Origin of the sequence: Hansschlegelia beijingensis (assembly GCF_014196425.1) — a bacterium.
Classification (GTDB): Bacteria; Pseudomonadota; Alphaproteobacteria; order Rhizobiales; family Methylopilaceae; genus Methylopila; species Methylopila beijingensis.
This window is the reverse complement of record NZ_JACIDR010000007.1, coordinates 15,426-36,608: the sequence shown is the minus strand read 5'-3', so window position 1 is coordinate 36,608 and position 21,183 is coordinate 15,426. Positions and strand designations below refer to the sequence as shown.

The window sequence follows — 21,183 nt, the reverse complement described above, 5'->3', positions numbered from 1 at the left end:
CGGGACCGGGAGAGCCTAAATGACCTCGAACAGCTGGAATGCGGTGCGCGCCGCCTTCTTAGCCAGCGCGACGGCGCTCGCGGCGCCTGCCGCCGCGGCGGCCGAGACGGCCGCGGCGCAGGACCAGGGCGCGCTCCGCGTCTGCGCCTCGTCCGTCGAAGCGCCTTACTCGATGAAGGACGCCAAGGGCTTCGAGAACAAGATCGCCATCGCGGTGGCGGAGGCGATGGGCCGCAAGGCCGAGTTCGTCTGGTTCGACAAGGCCGCGATCTATCTGGTGCGCGACGGCCTGGACAAGAAGCTGTGCGACGTCGTGCTGGGCGTCGACACGGGCGACGAGCGGCTGCTGACCACGAAGCCCTATTTCCGCACCGGCTATGTCTATGTCACGCGGCCCGACGAGGGCGACATCGGCACGAACTGGCAGGCGATCGAGAAGCCCCAGTTCACCAAGTTCGCGGTGCGCTTCCAGACGCCGGCCGAGCTGATGATCAAGCAGGCCGGCAAGTACGAGGACACGGTCTCGTATCAGCTTTCGCTGGTGAACTTTCAGGACAAGCGGAACAAGTACACGCAAGTCGCGGCCGACAAGCTCGTCAGCGAAGTGGCGTCCGGCGAGGCCGACATTGCGATCGCGTTCGCGTCCGACGTCGCCCGCTACGTCAAGGAGTCGTCGAAGCCGCTGAACGTCACGATGATCGACGACGACTTCACGCTCTCCGACGGCACCAAGGTCCCGCTGCACTACGACCAGGCGATGGGCGTCCGCAAGGACGACAAGGAGCTCGCAGCCGCGCTCGACGCCGCGATCAAGAAGGCTCAGCCGCAGATCGACCAGGTGCTCCGCGACGAAGGCGTTCCGTTGCTGAAGCAGAGCACGTGAAGCGCCCAAGGGCGTATCTCTTTAGTTCGAAAGCGATTGGATAGTGATGATCAGGAAGATGTGGATCGCCGCGCTGGCTTCGGCGGCGGTGATGACCGCGATCCCGACGGCGAACGCGGCGATCGAACTGCACAATACGGTCACGGGCGAGCCGCTGAACCTTGACGACGCCGGCCCCGAGGGCAAGGACGTCGCGGCGTTCAAGGAGTTCCTCGAGACCGGCAAGAATCCTTACCTGGATCAGCCGAACTGCCTGGCCAAGGCGCAGGAGCTCTATCTCGGCGCCTGCTCGGGCTGCCACGGACATGTCGGCGAGGGCAAGATCGGGCCGGCCCTGAACGACAGCTACTGGACCTATCCGGACAACAACACCGACAAGGGTTTGTTCGAGACCATCTTCGGCGGCGCAAGCGGCCAGATGGGGCCGATGTACAATCTGCTGAACGTCGACGAGATACTTCTCGCGATGGCCTGGGTCCGGCATATGTACACGGGCTCGAAGGAAGACGCCGCCTGGCTCAACGAGAAGCAGCTGGCCAACTTCAAGCCGTTCGACGGCAAGGACGCGCCGAAGCCGCAGGGCGACACGCTGCCCGAATGCAAGGTCGACTGAGGGGATCTCCCGCCCGCGGGGGCGGCGAGGAAGACGGAGCGGCCACGCGCGCCTGCTCCGGTGACTGAACGAGAGCGCTAAGCGTCAAGGAGGAATGCCCATGTCCAAGATCAAGAGCATCTGCGGCTTTGCGGCCGCCGCGGCGTTCGCGTCGGTCGCGCTCGCCGCTCCGGCCCTCGCCTATGACGGCACCAACTGCAAGGAGCCGGGCGTGTGCTGGGAGCCGAAGCCCGGCTATCCGGCCAAGGACAAGATCGTCGGGTCGAAGTACGACCCGAAGCATGATCCGAAAGAAGTGAACAAGCAGAGCGAATCCATCAAGGCGATGGAGGAGCGCAACCGGAAGCGCGCCGAGAACTACGCCAAGACCGGCAAGTTCCAGTACGACGTCAAGAAGATCGGCGCGAACTGATCTCGCTGCGGCCGGCCGCCTGACAGGCGCGCCGGCCGTTCCTCGATCCCTGGCGGTCCGCGCGCATTCGGATCGTCTCCCTCGTCGCCGGAGCGGGCTCTTCCGACCGTTCCATGGGATGGCGACACGCGCCTAGCGGCCGCCGATCGTCGGGTTCATCGTCCCGAAGGACTGGCGACGGCGGCCGCCCTTTCGGAAGGAGAGGCGTCGCATGACCATGTCGAGGGCCGCTGAACTGCGCGCCGGGGGCGAGCAATCGCCGGCGTCGCTGGGAGAGTGGCGCGAGAAGGCGCTCGCGTTCGAGCGCGAGGTGGGAACCGCCGTCGTGGGCCAGCCCAGAGTGGTGCGCCTGCTGACGGTCGCGCTGTTCGCGCGCGGCCACGTGCTGCTCGAGGGCGACGTCGGCGTCGGCAAGACGACGATCCTGCGCGCCGTCGCCCGGGCGCTCGGCGGGCCGTTCGAGCGCATCGAGGGCACGGTCGACCTGATGCCGACCGACATGCTCTACACCGCCTTCGTGGACGACGACGGCAAGCCGCGCGTCGAGCCCGGGCCGGTGCTGCATCATGGCGAAGACCTCGCGGTCTTCTTCTTCAACGAGATCAACCGGGCGCGGCCGCAGGTCCACTCGCTGCTGCTGCGGCTGATGGCCGAGCGCAGCGTCACCGCGTTCGGCAAGGAATGGTCGTTCCCGCACCTGCAGGTGTTCGCCGACCGCAACCGGGTGGAGAAGGAAGAGACCTTCGAACTGCCCGCCGCGGCCCGAGACCGGTTCCTGATGGAGATCGCCGTCGACGCGCCGACCGATCCCGAGGTGCGGCGCGAGCTCGTCTTCGACCCGCGCTTCTACGATGTGGACCGGCTGATCGGCGGCGTCGCGGAAGGGGTCATCGATCACCGCCAGCTCGGCGAGGTCGGCCGCGCGATCCAGGAGTCCGTCCACGCCAGCCGCGCGCTCGAGAACTACGTCCTGGCGCTGTGGGACGCGCTGCGCGCGCCAGCGGCCGCGGGCGTGGAGATCGCCGGCGTCGACATGAGCCGTCTGCTGCAGGGCGGCGCGAGCCCGCGCGGCGTCGGCGCCCTGGTGCGCGCCGCCCGCGTCACGGCCTGGCTCGAAGGCCGCGACATGGTGCTGCCCGAAGACGTGCGGGCGATGTTCGGGCCCGTCATGGCGCACCGCGTGTTTCTTGATCCGATCTACGAGACGCGCCGCGAGCGCATCGTGCCGGACCTCTGCCGGCAGGTCTTCGAGCGGGTCCCCACGCCGTGACCCAAGGGCGCGCCTCCGAGGCGCCGGCTCCCCGCGATCTGCCTTACAGGCTGTTCGGGCGGGCCCGGGGCGTCACGGCGGGCGCCCACCGGGCGGTCGGATCCGGAGGCGCGGGCGCCTTTCTGCGTCACGCCTCGCTGCTCGAACTGCCCGACGCGCGGCGCATCGACATGCGCGCCTCGCTGCTCGATCCGCTCGGCGGCATGAAGGTTCGGCGCTTCGAGAACCGCGCCCGCATCGACGTCTTCATCCTGCTCGATCTCTCGGGGTCGATGACCTTCGCCCGCGACGGCGAGCACGATCCGGTCGCGGAGCTCTGCGCCACGATCGCGCACGCGGCTCTGCGCGGACAGGACCGTTTCGGGATGATCGCCGCCGGACCAAAGGCGCGCGCGGACCTCGCGATCCGGGCGACCCGGCGGCGCGGCGTCGCGGAGGAGGTGTGGCGCGCGCTCAGGAGCGAGCCGGGCGAGGGGAGCGGCGTCGCCGGGCTCCTCGATAGCCTGGACCAGCTTCCCGCCCGGCGCTCCCTGGTGTTCGTGGTGTCGGACTTCCTGCTGCCCTCCGCCGCCACCGACGCGCTGCTCGCCGGGCTGTGGCGTCACGACGTGGCGCCGATCGTCGTGCGCTCCAGCGCCGTGGAGCGCCGGCTCCCGGCCTTCGGCCTCGTGGAGACCCGCGACCTCGAGACCGGGCGCCGCCGTCTCGTGCTGATGCGCAAGTCCCTGCGCGAGGCGTGGCTCGACAAGAGCCGCCGCCGGCGCGCGGAGCTCGAGCGGATCTTCCTGCGTCACGGAAGGCCGGCTTTCGATCTCGTGGACCGTTTCGACGCCGACGCCTTCGCCGACTATCTGCTTTCCGGAGGCGCGTAGTGGCCCGGCTCGCCATCGCGGCCGCGCTCGTCCTGCTGGTCTCGGCCGGAACCGCGGCGGCGCAGATCCGCAGCGTCCGCACCGAAGGCCCGCGGCCGTTCGGCGTGCTGCTCGGCGACGTGCTGAAGCTCACCACGACCGTCGACGTCGACGCGCCCTTCAAGCTCGACGGCTCGACCCTGCCGCGGCCTGGCCCTCTCACCTATTCGCTGGAGCTCCGGTCGATCGACGTGACCGAGCAGGCGGCGCCCGGGGGCGGAACGCGCTACCGGATCGCCGCCGAGTACCAGACCTTCTACTCGGCGCTCGAAACCGGCGAGCAGACCATCCCGTCCTTCACGGTCGCGGTCTCGGACGGCTCGCGCCGCGCGGAGACGCAGGCGGGCGGGTGGAGCTACCTGACCTCCCCGCTGCGCCCGATCCAGAGTCTCGCAGGAGAAAGCGACCAGCGCCTGCGACCCGACGTCCAGCCAGTCATTCCTCCGGTCGGTCCCGCGCGGGATCGGCTGATCGCCGTCGCCGCGCTGGCCGCGCTGCTGGCCGTCGCGCTGGCGTGGAGCCGCGCCTGGCCGCCCTTCCACAAGCGGCGCTCGCGACCGTTCGCGGCCGCCGCGCGCGAGGTGGCGCGGCTCGTCCGGCGCGGCGAGGACGGGCGCCGGGCCGCGCTTCTGCGGCTGCACCGCGCTTTCGACGCCGCCTGGGGAAAGCGTCTGCTCGGCGAGGACATCGGCGCGTTCCTGCGCGACCACCCCGCCTTCGCGTCCCGCGCGGAGGAGATCCGGTCGTTCTTCGCCGCGTCGCGGCGCGCCTTCTTCGGGCGGGAGCAGGGGGACGTGCTGGCGCCGGACGCCCTGGTCCGGCTCGCGCGCGATCTCGCGCGGGCGGAGCGCGGCGCGTGAGCTGGCTTGGCGTCCTCGGGGTTGACCACCCCTGGGCCCTCCTGCTGGCGCCGCTGGCGGCGCTGCCGTTCTTCGCGTCCCCGCTACGGCTCTCGGCCACGCCGTCAGACGATCTTGCGCCCGACGATCCGCTGTCGGCGGGGCTCGGCGCGGCGCTCGCGGCCGCTGGCTGCATCGCGCTCGCGGGGCTCGCGCTCGGCCTCGCCGGGCTCCATCTGCGCGAGCAGAGCGTGGAGCGCCGCGGCGTCGGGGCCAATGTGGCGCTGCTGATCGACCGCTCGAGCAGCATGGACTCCACCTTCGCAAATCGCCTTCCGGACGGCGCCGAGGAGTCCAAGTCTGCGGCGGCGCGCCGGCTGTTGACCGACTTCGCCTCGCGGCGGCCCGCCGACCGCGTGGCGGTCGCGGCGTTCTCCACCTCGCCGATGCCGATCATCCCGATGACGGACGAGCATGAGGCCGTCCGCGCCGCGATCGCGGCCATCGATCAGGCGGGCCTCGCCAAGACCGACGTCGGCCGTGGCCTGCTGCTCGCCTTCTCGATGTTCGACGCGTCCTCGAGCGAGAGCTCCCGGGCGATCGTGCTGGTCTCGGACGGCGCCGCGGTGATCGACCGGCGCGTGCAGGACGCGCTGCGGGACGCCGCCGCGAAGTCTCCCGCGAGCCTCTACTGGCTGTTCCTGCGAACCGAGGGCTCCAAGGGCATCTACGACGCGCCGGCGGCCGGCGAGGAGGACTCGCCGTTCTCCAATCCCGAGCGCCATCTGCACATCTTCCTCAAGAGCCTCGGGCTGCCCTACCGGGCCTTCGAGGCGCGGAGCCCCGGCGACGTCTCCGACGCGATGCGTGAGATCGACCGGCTCGAACAGCGTCCCACGCTCTATCGCCAGAAGCTGCCGCGGCGGGACCTCGCGCCCTGGTGCTACGGAGTCGCGAGCTTCGGCCTCGCCCTGCTGCTCGCCGCCAAGCTGCTCGAACGACGCCTGGAGGAAGCGCCATCCGACGCGAGCGTTCCGGAGCCGGCTCGATGAAGTTCGTCGCCACGATCCGCAACGCCCTTCTTCCCGTGGCGCTCATCGCCGCCCTCGCCGGCGTGGCCTGGTCCGCATGGGCGCTCTATGGCCGTCTTCACGACCGCGCGGTCGTCCGGGATCTTCTGGCCAATCAGGACGTCTCGCCTCCGCCGACGGCGAAGGCGGACGTGCTGTTCGCCCGCGGCTACTACCTGCTCATCCGCGACCGGATCGATGAAGCGCAGGGCTACGCGCGGCCCATCGCGGACCGGGGAGACCGGCTGCTGCTGGCGCGCTTCCACTACGACGTCGGCAACGCCCGGCTGAGGCGCGCGATCGCGCAGGTCGAGGCCAGCAAGATCGACGCCGCGATCCCCGAGGTTCGTCTGGCGAAGGCGGCCTACAGGTCGGCCCTGCTGGCGGATCCGGAGCTTTGGGACGCCCGCTACAATCTCGACGTGGCGATGCGGCTGGTGCGGGACTTCCCCGAGCTCGAGCGCGGCGACGAAGAAGCCCAGGGTCAGCCGAAGAAGCTCTGGACGGATCTGCCGGGCCTTCCGCGAGGGCTGCCTTGAGCTTCCGGCCCGATCTGCGCTTCTGGGCGCTGGCGGCAGCGCTTGTGCTCGCTCTCGCGGCCCTCTGGGGGCCGACCGCGCAGGCCGAACGGCCGGTCTACAATCTTGTGGCCTTCATCGACATCACGATGAGCATGAACGCGCGGGATCAGACGCAGGACGGCCGCCCCCAGAGCCGCCTCGACGCGGTGAAGGAAAGGCTGACCGCCGCGGCCGCCCGCCTGCCGTGCGGGACCAAGATGGGCCTCGGCGTCTTCACCGAGCGGCGCTCGTTCATGCTGCTCGCCCCGCTCGACGTCTGCAAGAATTTCACCGCCTTCGCGGGCGCGGTGAGCGGCGTCACCTGGCGCATGGCCTGGGAGGGCGACAGCCGCGTGTCCTCGGGCGTGTTCGAGGCGCTCCGGCTGGGCCGCGCGATCGACGCCGACGTGCTGTTCTTCACCGACGGCCAGGAAGCGCCGCCCCTGCGCACGGATATTCCGCTGAGCTACGACGCCGACGGACCGGCGGCGGCGCGCGGCCTTCTGGTCGGGGTCGGAGGCGACCAGCCGACCCCGATCCCGAAATATGACGATTTCGGCCGGGAGATCGGCTTCCTCGAGATGTCCGACGTGCCTCAGGAGTCGCGGATCGGCCCGCCGCCGGCCGACGCCGAATCCAGGCCCGGCTACAATGCGCGCAACGCGCCGTTCGGCGAGATGCCGGCGGGCGAGGAGCATCTCACCTCGGTGCGCGAGCCGCATCTGCAGGAGCTCGCCCGTCTCACCGGGCTTGGCTACGCCCGGATGGGCGCGCCCGACGCTCTTGCGGAGGCGATAGCCGCCAACGCCCGACCGACCGCCAAACCCGTCCGGATCGGTCTCGCCGTCATTCCCGCGGGGCTGGCGCTCGCCATCCTGGTCGCGCTCTACGCCGCCCCGCTCGCGGCCCGCCGCAGAAGCGGCCGCCGCGCCCAAACCGCCTGAAGGAGAAATGCTTCCCATGAACATCCGCACCCCGCTCGCGACCGCCTTCCTGCTCGCCACGATGATCCCGGCCTTCGCGCATGGCCCCACCCCCCAGAAGGTCGCCGAGAAGATCGAGATCAAGGCCGAGCCGGCGAAGGTCTGGTCGGTCGTCAAGGATTTCGGGGCGCTGCAGAGCTGGCATCCGGACGTCGCGAAGAGCGTCGTGGACGGGCAGGAGCGCACGGTCACGCTGAAGAAGGGCGGCGAGTTCAAGGAAGGACTCGACGTCGCCGACGACCAGCAGATGGAGCTCAACTACCGGCTGTCCGGCGACGCCGGAGACGCCCTGCCGGTGAGCTCCTACAGCGCCGCCATCAAGATCGCTCCGAAGGACGGCGGCTCCGAGGTCACCTGGGAGGGCCGCTTCTATCGCGCCGACACGGGCAACGAGCCGCCGGAAGGCAAGGACGACGCCGCCGCCGTGGAGGGCATGACCTCCTTCCTCAAGAACGGCCTCGAGGGCTTGAAGAAGAAGCTGGAAGCCGGCGGATGAGACTGGCGCTCGCGGCGGCTGCGTTCGTCGTCGGGATCGGGCTGTCGGCGGCGCGGGCGGAGGAGGCCGCCTTCGCGGCCGTCTCGCAGGCGGGCGGGGAGGTGTCCTTCCTGAGCCGCTCGGGCCCCGAGGGCGCGTCCGTGAAAGTCGACGACGCTCCGGCCTCGATCGCCGTCGGGCCCGACGGGCGCACGCTCTATGTGACGCATCCGGACCGCGGCCGCGTCACCGTGGTGGACGCCGTCACCCGCACCGTGACCGAGAGGTTCAACGTGGCCGGCAGCCCGTTCGGGGCCGCCGCCACGGATAGCGAGCTCTACGTCACGGACTGGACCAACGGGAGCCTCATTCGGATCGACGCTCTGACCGGCGCGACCACCGGGACGATCTCCGTGGGCAAGTCGCCCGCGGGGCTCGTCCTCGACCTCAAGCGGGGCCGCGCCTACGCGGCGGACCGCGAGGGCGACGCGGTCAGCGTCGTCGATCTGAAGGCGATGCGACGCGTCGGCCAGGTGAAGGTCGGCCGGGCGCCCTTCGCGCTCGGTCTTTCGCCCGACGGCGCGCGGCTGTTCGTCGCCAACGTCCAGAGCGGCGATTTGTCCGTGATCGACACGTTCAATCTGACGGAGCTCGCGCGCACGCCGGTCGGCCGCATGCCATACGGGGTGGCGGTCACCGCCGATGGCGAGCGCGTCGCGGTCACGCTACAGGAAGAGGCGGCGCTGGTGGTGCTCGACGCCGCGAAGCTCACGCCGCTCGGCCGGATCAAGGTCGGCAAGTACCCGGAGGGCGTCACGATCGCGGCGGACGGACGGTCGGCGGCTGTCGCCAACTGGTTCGACGACAGCGTCACGATCGTCGACCTCGGCTCCATGGAGGCCTTGAGCCTCATCAAGACCCCGGCGGGACCGCGCTACCTCGCGGCGCTCGCTCAATGACAAAGACAATCGGGAGAGAAAGACCAATGCGTAACGCGGTTCTCGTCGCGAGCGCGATCATGGCGAGCGTGATCGTGGGCCCGGCCTCGGCGCAATCCCTGGAGAATGTTCCGCCACTCGATCTCGGCGCCGCCATCGGCGAGCCCGGCGAGGGCTGGCGCAAGCAGTCGGCGACCGATGAAGGCCTCACCTTCGTCTGCGAGAGCGACGCCTGCGGCGGCCGCGGCGTCCTCGGCATCGGCCAGGCCAAGACCAGCCCGGACTACGTGAAGGCGGTGATCGCCGATCCGGAGAAGATGCTGAAGAGCTATCAGTACGGCTCCGAGGAATCCATGAAGCCGTCGGGCTGCTCCTTCAGCTCCTACGCCACGAAGCGGATCGGGGAGCAGCGGGTCCAGTACACCAGCATCGGGACCTGCCCGCAGGGCGGCCACGCGGCGATGACCACGATCTTCGACGGCAACCGGCCCTACATGATCTCGGTGCAGGTGTTGACCGGGTCGGAGGCGGCGGCCGTGAAGCTCCGCGACCAGACCACGGACAAGCTCAACTCCGCCCTCTGACCTGTGACCTGGCTCCCGGAGCGTTCCGGGAGCCAGATCGTCACCTTATCGCGCCGGGCGCTTGCCCGCCCGGGCGGCCTCCTTCTTGTCCCGCACGCGGGCGGCGGGGCGGGGGCCGGGCCTCCCGGCGCCGGGCGCCGCGTGAGAACGCTTGGCGTGCGGCGCGCGCTTCTCCGCCTGAACCGGAATGCGGCCGTCCGGCGCTTCGCAGGCGGAAATGGCGGCCTCGCCCTTTCCGGCCCGCACCGCGATGGCCGCGAAGGCTTCCGCGGCCTCGGCGGCGATCTCGAAGCGGCTCTCGCTCTCGAAGATGCGGATCGAGCCGATGTCCTGGCGGGTGAGCCCGCCCCGGCGGCAGATCATCGGCAGCAGCCAGCGCGGCTCGGCGTTCTGCTTGCGGCCGATCGCGATCCGGAACCACGCGCTCGGGCCGAAGGCCGCGCGCCGGGCGGCGGGCGCCGTATCCGGGCGCGGCTGGCGGTCGCTTGCGCCGTGTCTTTCGCGGGCGACGTAGCTGTCGCGAGCGCCGTGGCGCTCGCCGGGATCGGAGACTTCCTCCGGCGCGGGCAGGCGGGCGCGGTGCAGCCGCGCCAGCGCCACCGCGAGCTCTTCCGGCGTCTTGCGCGCGATCAGCGTGCGCGCGAGAGCGAGGTCCTCCTCGCTCGCGGGCTCGTTCAGCGCCGGATCGGAGAACAGCCGCTCCTGGTCGAGCGCGCGGATGCTCTCGGCGGTCGGCGGGCCGCTCCACACCGGGGTGACGCCGGCGTCGACCATCATGGTCTCGGCCTTGCGGCGACGCGACGGCGGCACGAGCATCACGCTGATCCCCTTGCGCCCGGCCCGGCCGGTCCGGCCGGAGCGGTGCTGCAGGATCTCCGCGTCGTGCGGCAGGTCGGCGTGGATCACCAGCCCGAGATTGGGCAGGTCGATGCCGCGGGCCGCGACGTCGGTCGCCACGCACACCTGGGCGCGGCCGTCCCGCAGCGCCTGAAGCGCGCGGTTGCGCTCGGCCTGGCCGAGCTCTCCGGAGATCAGAACGGCCGAGAAGCCGCTTTCGGACAGCGTCGCATGCAGCCGGCGCACGGCCTCGCGGGTCGAGCAGAACACGATCGCGGCCGTGGGGTCGGATGCGCGCAGCACGTTGATCACCGCGTGGCCGATCTCGCGCGGATGCACGCGCATCGCCCGGTGCTCGATGTCCGCGTGTCCGCGCCCCTCGCTCGCCGTGACGATGCGGGCGGCGTCGCGCTGGAACTTGCGCGCGATCGCGGCGATGTCGGCCGGAAGGGTGGCGGAGAACAGCAGCGTGCGGCGCTCCGCCGGAGTGGCCTCGAGGATGAACTCGAGATCCGGCCGGAAGCCGAGGTCCAGCATCTCGTCCGCCTCGTCGAGCACCACGACCTTGAGGCTGGAGACGTCGAGCGCCCGGCGCTCGATGTGGTCCCGAAGACGACCCGGGGTTCCGACGACGATGTGCGCGCCGAGCTCGAGCTGGCGGCGCTCCGCGCGCGGATCCATGCCGCCCACGCAGGCGACGATGCGGCCGCGGGCCTCGGCGTAGAGCCAGCGGAGTTCACGCTCGACCTGCAGGGCGAGCTCGCGCGTCGGCGCAACCACCAGCGCGAGCGGCGCGCCGGCCGGCGCGAACGCGCCGTCGGCCAGCAGCGTCTCGCCCATCGCGAGGCCATAGGCGACGGTCTTGCCCGAGCCGGTCTGGGCGGACACCAGCAGGTCCCGGCCGGACATCGCCTCCTCGACGACCGCGCTCTGCACGGGCGTGAGCTCGGAATAGCCGCGGGCGGCGAGCGCCCGGCTGAGGGGGGAGTCGTTGAGCGGCAGGGACACGAGAAGCTGCTTTCGATGCACGCGGCGCGGCGAGCCGACGCCGCGCGCGACGTCCGAGCCAGCCATGACCTGGATATGAATTGGCGGCCTTATAGCAGAACAGGCGCGAATATGCGCGGCTATTCCGACGCCGGTTCCGGAGCATTTCCGTGACATCCGGGGGCGTCCCGGGCGGCGGCGCCGCGCTCAGCGATGGCCGCCCGCCAGTCGCCTGGTGAAGCGACTGTTTGGAAAAAGCGATCGGACGTCCGCATTTTTTATCGTTTGTTCTCGCAGGCGGCCGTCCGTAGCGTGCTCCGGCGCAGGAGCGTCAGACGATGCCCCGGGCGCTCTCGCCGCCTGACCGCCCGATCCAGGTCACCAACGAGCGTCATCCCGCCATGTCCAAGCAGATCCGGCTCAACGCCTTCGTGATGAACTGCATCGGCCATCAGTCGATGGGCATGTGGCGGCATCCGCGCGATGAATCGCGGCGCTACCGGACGCTCGACTATTGGACGAACATCGCGCGCACGCTGGAGCGCGGCCTGTTCGACGGTCTGTTCATCGCCGACGTGCTCGGCGTGAACGACGTCTATGGCGGAGACGCCTCGGCCGCGATCCGGTCCGCCGCGCAGATCCCGATCAACGACCCGCTGATGCTGGTCTCCGCCATGGCGGGGGCCACCAGCCATCTCGGTTTCGGCGTCACCTGTTCGCTGACCTACGAGACGCCCTTCGTCTTCGCCCGCCGGATGTCGACCCTCGACCACCTGACCGGCGGCCGCATCGGCTGGAACATCGTCACCGGCTACCTCGACAGCGCGGCGCGCGCCGCCGGCATGCGCAAGCAGGTCGCCCATGACGAGCGCTACGACATGGCCGAGGACTACATGGCGGTCGTCTACAAGCTCTGGGAGGCGAGCTGGGACGAGGACGCGATCGTCTGCGACCGCGAGACGGCGGTGTTCGCGGACCCCGCGAAGATCCGTGTCATCCGGCACGACGGGCCGTACTTCCAGATCGAGGCGATGCATCTGTGCGAGCCGTCGCCCCAGCGGACGCCGGTGCTCTATCAGGCCGGCGCCTCGCCGAAGGGCATGGGCTTCGCGACGCGCCACGCCGAATGCATCTTCATCAACGGCCCGTCCAGGCACGTCATCGCGGGCTATGTCCGTCGCCTGCGCGAGGCCCTCGTCGCTCGGGGGCGCGCGCCGGACAGCGTGCTGATCTTCAACATGCTCACCGTGATCGTGGCGGAGACCGACGCGGAGGCCGAGGCGAAGCTCGCGGAGTACCGCCAGTATGTGAGCCGCGAGGGGGCTTTCGCCCTGCTGTCGGGATGGAGCGGGCTCGACTTCTCGCAGCTCGACCCCGAAGAGCAGGTCCGCCACGTCAGGACCGACAGCATGCAGACCGCGATCGACCGCTTCAGCGCGGCCAACCCCGACAAGACCTGGACGGTCGGCGAGATGGCGGATTTCTCCGGGATCGGCGGGGCCGGCCCGGTGATCGCGGGATCGCCGCAGACGATCGCCGACGAGCTCGAAGGCTGGATGGAGGCGACCGGGGTCGACGGCTTCAACCTCGCCTATACGGTCATGCCCGAGTGCTATGTCGACTTCGTCGATCTGGTCGTGCCGGAACTGCGCAAGCGCGGCGTCTACAAGCAGGACTATGCGGAAGGCACGCTGCGCGAGAAGCTGTTCTTGGCGGGACCGCGGATCGGCGCCGGTCATCCGGCGGCCGAAATCCGCGCCCTGAAAGGTCAGGCGCCCGCGCTCCAGGACGCATAGGCGGGCCGCCGGTCCCGGCAGGACCGGCTCAACCCGGAATGTCGATCGCGGCCGGCGCGCCTTCGGCTTTCGCCGGACGCGTCGGCCACGATGGCCGTCAGCGCAGCATTTCGGTCAGAACGCTGCCCTCGCAGCCGTTCGGCGGCCGGACGTTCAGGATGTGCGCGACGGTCCGGGCGAGGTCGACCGTCTCGGAGTCGCCGTACTTGCCGGGGGCGATCCAGGCGGGCCCGTACATCGCCAGCGGCACGTTGGTGTCGTAGGCCCAGGGGGAGCCGTGGGTCGACGCATAGCCCTTGGGCTTGGCGAACAGGTACCAGTTCGGCTTGTTCATGATGACGATGTCGCCGCTGATCTTCTGGTGCCAGGCGAGCGTCACCTGCTTGGCGAGCCTGGTCGCCGGCATCTGCCCCCGCTCCAGCTGGGTGCGGGTGAAGACCGCCTCGACGCCCGGATACTCCCGCAGGAAAGATGCGATCGCCTCCTCGACCTCGACCTTGTCGAGCTTGCGCTCGGCCAGCATCGCATAGTCGACGTAAAGGTTCGGGTTCCACCAGGTCGTGACGTACTTGCCGTCGCCGTACTGCTTCGAAAGCGCGGCGTTGACGTCGTTGATCATGGCCTCCGGATCGATGCGCCCGGCGTCGAGCCTGCGGCTGGAGCTGTATTCCGGGATGTTCATGAAGCCATGGTCGGCCGACAGCGTGATCAGAACGTTGTCGAGCCCGACGCGCTCGTCGATGAACTTGAACAGATCGGCGAAGACGCGGTCGAGGCGCACCGTCTGATCATGGGACTGGCGGCTCTCCGGACCGAACAGGTGGTTGACGTAGTCATGGCTGGTCCAGCTCAGGGCGAGCAGATCCGGCGCGCCCGACGGATTGCGGCCGAGGTTCTCGCCGTCGATGGCGGCTTTCACGAAGTCCAGCATCAGCAGGTCGCCGAACGGCGTCCACATGGTCGCGTCGTAATAGCCCTTTCCGGGCTTGTCGCTTGCGCCCCCACCGTCGATCGGGTGCGGAAACTTGACGCCCAGCCCCTTGTAGTTCGTGGACCAGGGCTGGTTGTCGGGAACCGATCGGGCATAGGCCTCGTCCGGCATGGAGAGGGTCCATGTCTGGCCGAAGAACTTGTCCTGCGGCTTGTTCGCGTAGAACGCCGTCCACCACTCCGGATACGCGGCCATATAGTAGTCGGAGGTGATGAAGCGCCCGGTCGTCGTGCTGTGCAGGTAGGCGACGCTGAACTGGCCTGCGAGGCCGATCGAACTGCGGTCCTTGCCGGCGATCGCGATCACCTTGGACTTGCCGTTGGCGTAGATCAGCTCGTCGCCGACCGTCGTCACCTTGATGTTGAACGGCGAGGTGCCGGCGTGGTCGGGCGTTTCCTCGTCGAGGTATTTGTGGCGGGGGTCTTCCGTGGAATAGACGCGCTTCTTCGTCTGCTTGTCGATCCAGTCATTGCCGATCACCCCGTGCTTGTAAGGGTGGGCGCAGGACAGCAGGGTGGCGTGTCCGACGCCGGTGTAGGTGGTGGCGTGACTGTAATGGTTGTTGCCGTACCAGGCGCCCTTGTCCAGCAGCAGCTTCAGGCCGCCATCCGCGAGCTGGTCGTAATACTTGACGAACTGTTCCTGCGGGAAGCCGTCGATGGCCATGAACAGCACCAGCTTCGGCGGCGGGGCGACCGCTTCGGCGGCCGTCGCGGCCTTTCCGGCCGCCGCGATCAGGGCCACAGCCGCTGATCCCGCGATCAACGATCGAACACCAAGTCGAGATAGGCGCGACATCAGACTACCCTCCCGTTTCTTTGTTATCGAGAGAGTTTATTTGAAGTTATATTATGCGCAATGGCTGTTGCGATGCAAAAGATCTGCAACGGGAAGTCACAGCAGATCCCGGTGACAACCTTCCTGTTCCGGCGGAAATGTGCGGCGCGCCAAAGCTATGGCCCCGAGGCCCGCGACTTGGGGCGGCGCACCATCCGCGATATCGCGTCTCCAGCAGGTGCGGTCGCGGTAGAGATCCATCACGCGGCTGCCCGCGGCGGCGCAGAAATCCGCGTCGCCGCGCTGCTCCGCCAGCTCGTGCCGCCGGCCACCGATCTCACGGATGGCGGCTTCCGAGCCCGCCAGGCGCGCGGCGTCCTCCTCCGCCTGCTGAGAAGGCTCGGCCGGCGTCGTCAGCCCCTTCGGCAGGAGCGCAAGCGCGACGCTGGCCATCGTCGTCGAGACGATGATGACGCCCGCCGCGAGAAAGATCGCGAGATCGCGGGCCGGGAACGGAGCGCCGTCGCCGAGGGCCAGCGGCAAGCCGGCGGGCGTCATGGCCCCGCGCCGGCGGCCGCGCCATGCCGCCCGCACGTTTGCGTGAGATTTCCGCCGCCATGAGAGGCGAATGCCTCATGACGATATGGAAAATTGCACAGTGCGGTGCAGCACTCGCACTTTTCCGTGCCGGCGCCTTCGTGGCACTGTCAGGTCGTCAAGAGCTCGCGGAAAGAAGACGCAAGCAGCGCCTTCTGCCGTTGAAGTTGGAAGGTCCGGATCGTGGGCGCGGAAACCGCAAAAGCGTACCTGAGTAAGGCTGTTGAAAAGTCGATCGGACCGGCGCTGCTGGTCGGAGTATGGTGGATCGCCTACAGCGCGCAGCTGGTGAACAAGGATCTTCTGCCGTCGCCGTTCACGACGATCCATGACACATTCGGTGAAGTCGCCGCCGGCGCCTTCAACCAGGACTTCATGAGCACCCTGTCGCGGGTGGGCTGGTCGATCGTGATCGCCGTCGCGGCCGGCGTGCCGGTGGGCATCATCCTCGGAGCCAAGGCGGCGGTCTACCGGTCGGTCGAGTTCCTGATCGACTTCTTCCGCTCGACGCCCGCGACCGCGATGTTCCCGCTCTTCCTGCTTCTGTTCGGGCTCGGCGACGCGGCCAAGATCGCGGTCGCGGCGTTCGCCGCCTGGCTGGTCATCGTCTTCAACGTCGCCTACGGCGTCCTGAACGCGCGCCGCACACGGATCCTCGCGGCGCAATCCATGGGCGCGTCGTCCCTGCGCATCTTCGGCGACGTCATCTTCTTCGAGACGCTGCCGCAGACCTTCGTCGGCCTCCGCAACGCGGTTTCGATCGCCCTCGTGGTCATCATCGTCGCCGAGATGTTCATCGGCGCGACCGACGGGCTCGGCCACCGCATCATCGACGCGCAGATCTCCTACGAGCTGCCCGACATGTACGGGTCGATCCTGGTGACCGGCGCGCTCGGCTACGGCCTCAACCTCCTTCTGCTCGTGCTCGAAGGCCGGCTCATCCACTGGTCCGGCCGATGATCGCCCGCCCTCTCTCCTCCCGCAGCTCGCACCGAAAGAGCCACCGCATGCGCGCCTCCGCCGCACCGCTCGCCCTCGCCGCTCTCCTCGCCGCCGGCGCTCCCGCCCTCGCTTGCGACCGCATGGAAAAGGTCACAGCCGCCTGGCTGCCGATCATGCAGACCACCGCCTACTACGTGGCGCTCGAGGAGAAGCTCTTCGAGAAGGCCTGCATCGAGATCTCGTCCGCCAAGATGGAGTCTCCCAACCACATCATCGACGCCCTGGTCTCCGGCCGCGCGGATTTCGGCCCTCCCGGCGCGGCGGCCGGCATCGCGATGGTCGCGGAGCAGAAGTTCCCGGGCACGTTCAAGGTGTTCGGGCTGCAGGGCGGCGGCATCAAGGTGGACCGGATCAATGACGGCCTGATCGTGAAGCCCGACAGCCCGATCCAGACCTTCATGGATCTCAAGGGCAAGACCCTCGGCCATGTGCCCGGCATCCAGTGGCGCACCATCGCCCGGCATCTGGTGCGCGAGTCGGGCCTCGACCCCGACAAGGACGTGAAGCTCGTCGACCTGGCGGTCGCCATGCAGGTGCCTGCGGTGGTCGGCGGCACCGCGGACGCGACGCTCTCGCTGGAGCCGGTCGGGTCGATCGCGGCGGCGTCCGGCAAGGCCAAGCGCGCCATGGTCAACCCGGTCGCGGCCGTCATCGCCGACCCGTTCTACTCGGGCGCTTCGCTGATCACCGTGCGCTTCCTGAAGGAGCGGCCGGCCGTCGCCAAGAAGGTCGTCGAGGTGATCGACCAGGCGACCGCGCTGGTGAACGCCGACTTCGACAAGTACAAGAAGGTTCTTCCGAAATACACCGCCATCAGGGAAGAGCAGCTGCCCTCCGTCGCGCAGCCTTACCTGCGCGGCTTCTCGGACATCAACGAGGTCGACACGGCGTCCTATCAGGCTCTCGTCGACGTCTTCATCAAGGAAGGCGTGCTGTCCGGGCCGCTCGACGTACGGACCAAGATGCTCACCGCCGCCGATCTCGGCAGCTGACGGCGAACTGGGGAGCGACCGCCTTGGCCTCGATCCACGCGCTGAAGCCGACGCCCACGGAGCCTCCGGCGCCCCGCGCCGGCAGGGTCGGCAAGCTCGCCATCCGGGGCTTGTCGAAGAGCTTCAACGGCGCCGTCGTCTACAAGGACTTCAACCTCGAGCTGCCGCTCGGCTCCGCGATCTCGATCTTCGGGCCGAACGGCTGCGGCAAGAGCACCCTGATCAACATGATCTCGGGCCTCACGCCGATGGATGCGGGGGAAGCCCTGTATGACGGGCGCACCACCCGGGAGACGCGGATTTCCTACGTCTTCCAGAACTACCGCGAGGCGCTGTTTCCCTGGCGCCGCGCCATCGACAACATCGAGTACCCGCTCAAGCTGATGGGCGTGCCGAGGGCCGAACGGCGGCGGCGCGTCGAGGAGATCGTCGCCGAGTTCGACATGAAGTTCGACCTTGCGGCTTATCCCTACACGCTCTCCGGCGGCCAGCAGCAGACGATCTCCATTCTGCGCGCGCTGGTCACCGACCCGGAGGTGCTGTTCCTCGACGAGCCGTTCTCCGCCCTCGACTATGAAATGACGCTGCTGATGCGCGCGCAGCTGCAGAAGATCTACCTGAAGCGCCGGATCACGACCTTGCTCGTGTCGCACGATTTGGAGGAGGCGATCGAACTCGCCGACAAGCTGGTGCTGCTGACCCGCCGCCCCACGCGGGTCGCCGAGATCGTCGAGGTGGATCTGCCCTGGCCGCGCGACGCCGAGGCCACGACATCGGAGGCCTTCGTCGCCCTGAAGCGGCGCTGCCTCGAGACTTTCTGGCGCGAAGTCAAAGCCGCGCCCGAGCCGAACTGAGTTCCTGGCGGCCTCCGCCACGCCGTTACACAGAAGGACCATCATCATGACGAAGCGACGCTTCCGCGCCGCAGCGGTGCAAACGCTCGCGCGCCTCGGGGACTACGACCACAACATCAAGCTCGCGACGCAGTATGTCGAGGACGCGGTCCGCCAGGGCGCCGAGCTCATCGTGTTCCCCGAATGCATGGACACCGGCTACCTGTTCGACTCCGCGGAGCACGCTCGCGAGCTCGCCGAGACGGTGACTGACGGGCCGTTCGTCACCGCGCTGTCGGCGCTGGCCGCCAAGCACGGCGTCTACATCGCGAGCGGGATCACCGAGTGGGATCCGGAGAAGAAGAAGATCTTCAACTCCGGCGTGATGTTCGACCGCAAGGGCGGGCTCGCCTGCCACTACCACAAGCAGTTCCTCGCCACGCACGACCAGAACTGGTTTGAGTTCGGCGAGCGCGGCTGCCCTGTGGTCGACACCGATCTCGGCCGGATCGGCCTCCTGATCTGCTTCGACGGCCGCATCCCCGAGATCTTCCGCTCCATGACGCTGCAGGGCGCGGAGATCATCGTCGACATGGCGAACTTCTTCTCGATGGACCAGGCCGACATGTGGGGCCCGGCGCGCGCCTACGAGAACGGCGTGTGGCTCGTCGCCGCCACCAAGGCCGGCTATGAGCGCTCGATCTACTATCCCGGCGGCAGCATGATCGTGGACCCGAAGGGCCGCGTCGTCTCCAAGGTGCCGTACGACACGCACGGCATGGCGGTCGCCGACGTCGATCCCGAGATGGCCGGCGACAAGTCGATCTACGCCGCTGACGACAAGATCGCCGGCCGCCGTCCGGAGACCTATGGCGCCCTCGCTCTGCCCTACGAGCAGACGCCGGTCTGCGGTCTTGCGGACCAGCCGCTCGTTCCCTCGAAGAGCGTCACCAAGGTCGCGGCCGTGCAGATGCACTGCACGCGCGGCGCGGCCGACCCGGAGGTCGTGCTCGAGATGATCGACCACACCGCCAAGCTCGGCGCGAAGGTGATCACGGCGCCCGAATACGCCTTCTCGCCGACCTGGGCTCCGAGCGCCTCCGAGGCGAAGGAGCAGGCGAGGGCGACGCCGGCGATCCTGGAGAAGGTCTCCGCCATCGCGTCCAGATATGGCTGCCTGATCGCCGCCCCGGTGATCGAGGAGGACGCCGGCAAGCTGTTCGTGTCGACCGTCCTGATCGGTCCGGACGGGGGGCGCGTCGGCAGCTACCGCAAGACGCATCTGACGGCCGAGGAGCGCGCCTGGGCGACCGCGGGCGACGCCTACCCGGTGTTCGACACGCAGTTCGGCCGCATCGGCGTGATGTCGGGCTTCGACGGGGTGTTCCCCGAGACCTCGCGCTGCCTCGGCGTCGGCGGGGCCGACATCGTGCTGTGGCCGGCGGCGCTGCGCGAGCCGTATGAGCGCGAACTGCTCGCCGTGCCGCGCGCCGAGGACAACCGCGTCGCGCTCGTGCTCGCGAACCGGGTCGACTCGCCCTATCCGGGCGGCAGCATGGTCGTGCCCCCCACGGGCTTCCCCATGTGGGACATCAACGTCGCGGCGCCCCGGTCGCTCCAGCTTGGCGCGGTGATGCCGCGGCATGTGGACCTCGCGGTCTGCCGCCAGAAGATGATGATCCCGAAGGTGGACATGTTCGCCAACCGCATGCCGGAAACCTATGCGCCCCTCGTCGCGGCCTAAGGTTTCGGCCCTTCCGGAGCCGGCGTCATCGCCGGCTCCGACGCTGGCGCTGGCCTCCGCGTCAGGTAAGACTCTGCCGATTACGTCGATCGACGGAGGCCGAGGGATGAGCGAGGCCAGAGCGCCGCTGCGCTACGACTGGAACGACATCGTCTACTTCCTCGCCGTCGCCCGTCACAAGAACCTCGGCCGCGCCGCCAAGGTCCTGCGGGTGGACCACACGACGGTGAGCCGCCGCGTCCGGGAGCTGGAGCGCAGCCTCGGGGCCAATCTGTTCAAGCGCAGCCGCACCGGCTTCACGCTGACGGAGATCGGCACGCGGCTCATGCGTCACGCCGAAGGCATGGAGAACCAGGCGAACGCCCTGACCGAGACGGTGGGCGTCGGCAGCGACGCCGGCGGCGCCGTGCGCATCGCCACCATGGAGGGCATCGGCAGCTTCTACCTCACCGCCCGGCTGGGCGCGTTTCGTGAGCGACATCCCGGCATTCTGGTCGAGTTGATCACCGACACCCGCACGCTCGATCTGACGCGACGGGAAGCGGAGATATTCGTCACGTTCTTCCGCCCGCCGGGCAGGGGCCTCCAGACCGCGAAGGCCGGAGAGTTCCGCGTATCGCTGTTCGCCTCCGAGGCCTATCTGGCCCGGCATGGCCATCCGAGCAAGACGGCGGATCTCGAGGCGCATGACTTCATCGACTTCGTCGACGAGTACATTTCCGTCAACGAGAACAAGTGGCTGTCGGACGTGTATCGGCCGGCCAATACGGTGTTCCGCAGCACCAGCCTGGTCGCGCAATACGCCGCCGTGACGTCCGGACAGGGGATCGCGATGCTTCCGAGCTTCGTCGCGGCGAACAATCCCTCGCTGAAGCCCGTGCTTCCGAAGCTTTCAACGGTGCGGGACATCTGGATCTCCACGCATGAGGACACGCTTCATGTGTCGCGGATCAAGGAGGTTGTGAAATTCCTCCAGCGGCAGATCCACGAGGACCAGGATTACCTTCGTGGCGGCGCGACGCATGACGGCGACGACCGCGTCCGGTTGAAATGATCCGCCCATCGCGCCCATGACCGTCGCGCGGCGCC

21 protein-coding genes are annotated in these 21,183 nt (G+C 68.9%); 18 read left to right on the top strand and 3 right to left on the bottom strand.

Going from position 1 to position 21,183, the window contains the following annotated elements; genetic code table 11:
• The first annotated feature begins 19 nt into the window (after positions 1-19).
• The 12 genes from moxJ to GGR24_RS16295 all read left to right on the top strand — a co-directional run bounded on the left by moxJ (position 20) and on the right by GGR24_RS16295 (position 9,538).
• The gene (gene moxJ / locus GGR24_RS16350) at positions 20-883 is read left to right on the top strand and encodes a methanol oxidation system protein MoxJ (protein ID WP_183396464.1); all 864 of its coding nucleotides are present in this window, start codon (positions 20-22) and stop codon (positions 881-883) included.
• A gap of 46 nt (positions 884-929) precedes the next feature.
• A complete protein-coding gene (gene moxG / locus GGR24_RS16345) occupies positions 930-1,496 on the top strand; it encodes a cytochrome c(L), periplasmic (RefSeq protein ID WP_183396463.1) in 567 nt (188 codons plus the stop codon).
• Between the two features lie 100 nt (positions 1,497-1,596).
• Positions 1,597-1,908 carry a methanol dehydrogenase [cytochrome c] subunit gene (locus tag GGR24_RS16340; protein WP_183396462.1) on the top strand — a complete coding sequence of 104 codons (312 nt, stop codon included), beginning with the start codon at positions 1,597-1,599 and terminating at the stop codon, positions 1,906-1,908.
• Between the two features lie 217 nt (positions 1,909-2,125).
• Positions 2,126-3,178, top strand: coding sequence for an AAA family ATPase (locus tag GGR24_RS16335; protein WP_183396597.1), 1,053 nt, complete (start codon positions 2,126-2,128; stop codon positions 3,176-3,178).
• Positions 3,175-4,050: a DUF58 domain-containing protein gene (locus tag GGR24_RS16330; RefSeq protein WP_343066282.1), complete on the top strand. Its 876-nt coding sequence runs from the start codon at positions 3,175-3,177 to the stop codon at positions 4,048-4,050. Before GGR24_RS16335 ends, GGR24_RS16330 begins: the two co-directional genes overlap by 4 nt.
• A complete protein-coding gene (locus GGR24_RS16325; protein WP_343066281.1) occupies positions 4,050-4,949 on the top strand; it encodes a hypothetical protein in 900 nt (299 codons plus the stop codon). Before GGR24_RS16330 ends, GGR24_RS16325 begins: the two co-directional genes overlap by 1 nt.
• On the top strand, positions 4,946-5,980 hold the full coding sequence (locus GGR24_RS16320) for a VWA domain-containing protein (protein WP_183396461.1): 1,035 nt from the start codon (positions 4,946-4,948) through the stop codon (positions 5,978-5,980). Before GGR24_RS16325 ends, GGR24_RS16320 begins: the two co-directional genes overlap by 4 nt.
• On the top strand, positions 5,977-6,537 hold the full coding sequence (locus tag GGR24_RS16315; RefSeq protein WP_183396459.1) for a hypothetical protein: 561 nt from the start codon (positions 5,977-5,979) through the stop codon (positions 6,535-6,537). The genes GGR24_RS16320 and GGR24_RS16315 overlap by 4 nt, the downstream gene beginning before the upstream one ends.
• The gene (locus tag GGR24_RS16310; protein ID WP_183396458.1) at positions 6,534-7,502 is read left to right on the top strand and encodes a VWA domain-containing protein; all 969 of its coding nucleotides are present in this window, start codon (positions 6,534-6,536) and stop codon (positions 7,500-7,502) included. Before GGR24_RS16315 ends, GGR24_RS16310 begins: the two co-directional genes overlap by 4 nt.
• Positions 7,503-7,518: 16 nt before the next feature.
• Positions 7,519-8,037 (top strand): SRPBCC family protein, encoded by a 519-nt coding sequence (locus GGR24_RS16305; RefSeq protein ID WP_183396457.1) that lies wholly within the window; start codon positions 7,519-7,521, stop codon positions 8,035-8,037.
• Positions 8,034-8,975 (top strand): YncE family protein, encoded by a 942-nt coding sequence (locus tag GGR24_RS16300; RefSeq protein WP_183396455.1) that lies wholly within the window; start codon positions 8,034-8,036, stop codon positions 8,973-8,975. The genes GGR24_RS16305 and GGR24_RS16300 overlap by 4 nt, the downstream gene beginning before the upstream one ends.
• A gap of 26 nt (positions 8,976-9,001) precedes the next feature.
• Positions 9,002-9,538, top strand: a complete 537-nt coding sequence (locus GGR24_RS16295; RefSeq protein WP_183396454.1) for a hypothetical protein — start codon at positions 9,002-9,004, stop codon at positions 9,536-9,538.
• Positions 9,539-9,583: 45 nt separating this feature from the next.
• Here the strand turns inward: GGR24_RS16295 and GGR24_RS16290 are convergent, their stop codons facing one another.
• Positions 9,584-11,383 (bottom strand): DEAD/DEAH box helicase, encoded by a 1,800-nt coding sequence (locus GGR24_RS16290; RefSeq protein ID WP_428978238.1) that lies wholly within the window; start codon positions 11,381-11,383, stop codon positions 9,584-9,586.
• Positions 11,384-11,763: 380 nt separating this feature from the next.
• Here GGR24_RS16290 and GGR24_RS16285 point away from each other — a divergent pair, with 380 nt between their 5' ends.
• Positions 11,764-13,158, top strand: a complete 1,395-nt coding sequence (locus GGR24_RS16285) for an LLM class flavin-dependent oxidoreductase (protein WP_183396594.1) — start codon at positions 11,764-11,766, stop codon at positions 13,156-13,158.
• 97 nt (positions 13,159-13,255) lie between these two features.
• Here the strand turns inward: GGR24_RS16285 and GGR24_RS16280 are convergent, their stop codons facing one another.
• Positions 13,256-14,893: an alkaline phosphatase family protein gene (locus GGR24_RS16280; RefSeq protein WP_183396452.1), complete on the bottom strand. Its 1,638-nt coding sequence runs from the start codon at positions 14,891-14,893 to the stop codon at positions 13,256-13,258.
• A gap of 150 nt (positions 14,894-15,043) precedes the next feature.
• On the bottom strand, positions 15,044-15,484 hold the full coding sequence (locus tag GGR24_RS16275; protein ID WP_183396450.1) for a hypothetical protein: 441 nt from the start codon (positions 15,482-15,484) through the stop codon (positions 15,044-15,046).
• 222 nt (positions 15,485-15,706) lie between these two features.
• Here GGR24_RS16275 and GGR24_RS16270 point away from each other — a divergent pair, with 222 nt between their 5' ends.
• The 5 genes from GGR24_RS16270 to GGR24_RS16250 all read left to right on the top strand — a co-directional run bounded on the left by GGR24_RS16270 (position 15,707) and on the right by GGR24_RS16250 (position 21,148).
• Positions 15,707-16,483 carry an ABC transporter permease gene (locus tag GGR24_RS16270; protein ID WP_343066280.1) on the top strand — a complete coding sequence of 259 codons (777 nt, stop codon included), beginning with the start codon at positions 15,707-15,709 and terminating at the stop codon, positions 16,481-16,483.
• Positions 16,484-16,530: 47 nt separating this feature from the next.
• Positions 16,531-17,517 (top strand): ABC transporter substrate-binding protein, encoded by a 987-nt coding sequence (locus GGR24_RS16265; RefSeq protein WP_183396449.1) that lies wholly within the window; start codon positions 16,531-16,533, stop codon positions 17,515-17,517.
• Between the two features lie 23 nt (positions 17,518-17,540).
• A complete protein-coding gene (locus tag GGR24_RS16260; RefSeq protein WP_183396448.1) occupies positions 17,541-18,371 on the top strand; it encodes an ABC transporter ATP-binding protein in 831 nt (276 codons plus the stop codon).
• A gap of 46 nt (positions 18,372-18,417) precedes the next feature.
• Positions 18,418-20,094 (top strand): carbon-nitrogen hydrolase family protein, encoded by a 1,677-nt coding sequence (locus GGR24_RS16255; RefSeq protein WP_183396447.1) that lies wholly within the window; start codon positions 18,418-18,420, stop codon positions 20,092-20,094.
• A gap of 106 nt (positions 20,095-20,200) precedes the next feature.
• Positions 20,201-21,148: a LysR family transcriptional regulator gene (locus tag GGR24_RS16250; protein WP_183396446.1), complete on the top strand. Its 948-nt coding sequence runs from the start codon at positions 20,201-20,203 to the stop codon at positions 21,146-21,148.
• Positions 21,149-21,183: the final 35 nt, after the last annotated feature.

What these genes read in the sequence shown, in the direction of transcription:
- moxJ (WP_183396464.1), top strand. Translation starts at nt 20, where the DNA reads ATGACCTCGAACAGCTGGAATGCGGTGCGCGCCGCCTTCTTAGCCAGC.
- moxG (WP_183396463.1), top strand. Translation starts at nt 930, where the DNA reads ATGATCAGGAAGATGTGGATCGCCGCGCTGGCTTCGGCGGCGGTGATG.
- GGR24_RS16340 (WP_183396462.1), top strand. Translation starts at nt 1,597, where the DNA reads ATGTCCAAGATCAAGAGCATCTGCGGCTTTGCGGCCGCCGCGGCGTTC.
- GGR24_RS16335 (WP_183396597.1), top strand. Translation starts at nt 2,126, where the DNA reads ATGTCGAGGGCCGCTGAACTGCGCGCCGGGGGCGAGCAATCGCCGGCG.
- GGR24_RS16315 (WP_183396459.1), top strand. Translation starts at nt 5,977, where the DNA reads ATGAAGTTCGTCGCCACGATCCGCAACGCCCTTCTTCCCGTGGCGCTC.
- GGR24_RS16305 (WP_183396457.1), top strand. Translation starts at nt 7,519, where the DNA reads ATGAACATCCGCACCCCGCTCGCGACCGCCTTCCTGCTCGCCACGATG.
- GGR24_RS16300 (WP_183396455.1), top strand. Translation starts at nt 8,034, where the DNA reads ATGAGACTGGCGCTCGCGGCGGCTGCGTTCGTCGTCGGGATCGGGCTG.
- GGR24_RS16295 (WP_183396454.1), top strand. Translation starts at nt 9,002, where the DNA reads ATGCGTAACGCGGTTCTCGTCGCGAGCGCGATCATGGCGAGCGTGATC.
- GGR24_RS16285 (WP_183396594.1), top strand. Translation starts at nt 11,764, where the DNA reads ATGTCCAAGCAGATCCGGCTCAACGCCTTCGTGATGAACTGCATCGGC.
- GGR24_RS16275 (WP_183396450.1), bottom strand. Translation starts at nt 15,484, where the DNA reads ATGACGCCCGCCGGCTTGCCGCTGGCCCTCGGCGACGGCGCTCCGTTC.
- GGR24_RS16265 (WP_183396449.1), top strand. Translation starts at nt 16,531, where the DNA reads ATGCGCGCCTCCGCCGCACCGCTCGCCCTCGCCGCTCTCCTCGCCGCC.
- GGR24_RS16255 (WP_183396447.1), top strand. Translation starts at nt 18,418, where the DNA reads ATGACGAAGCGACGCTTCCGCGCCGCAGCGGTGCAAACGCTCGCGCGC.
- GGR24_RS16250 (WP_183396446.1), top strand. Translation starts at nt 20,201, where the DNA reads ATGAGCGAGGCCAGAGCGCCGCTGCGCTACGACTGGAACGACATCGTC.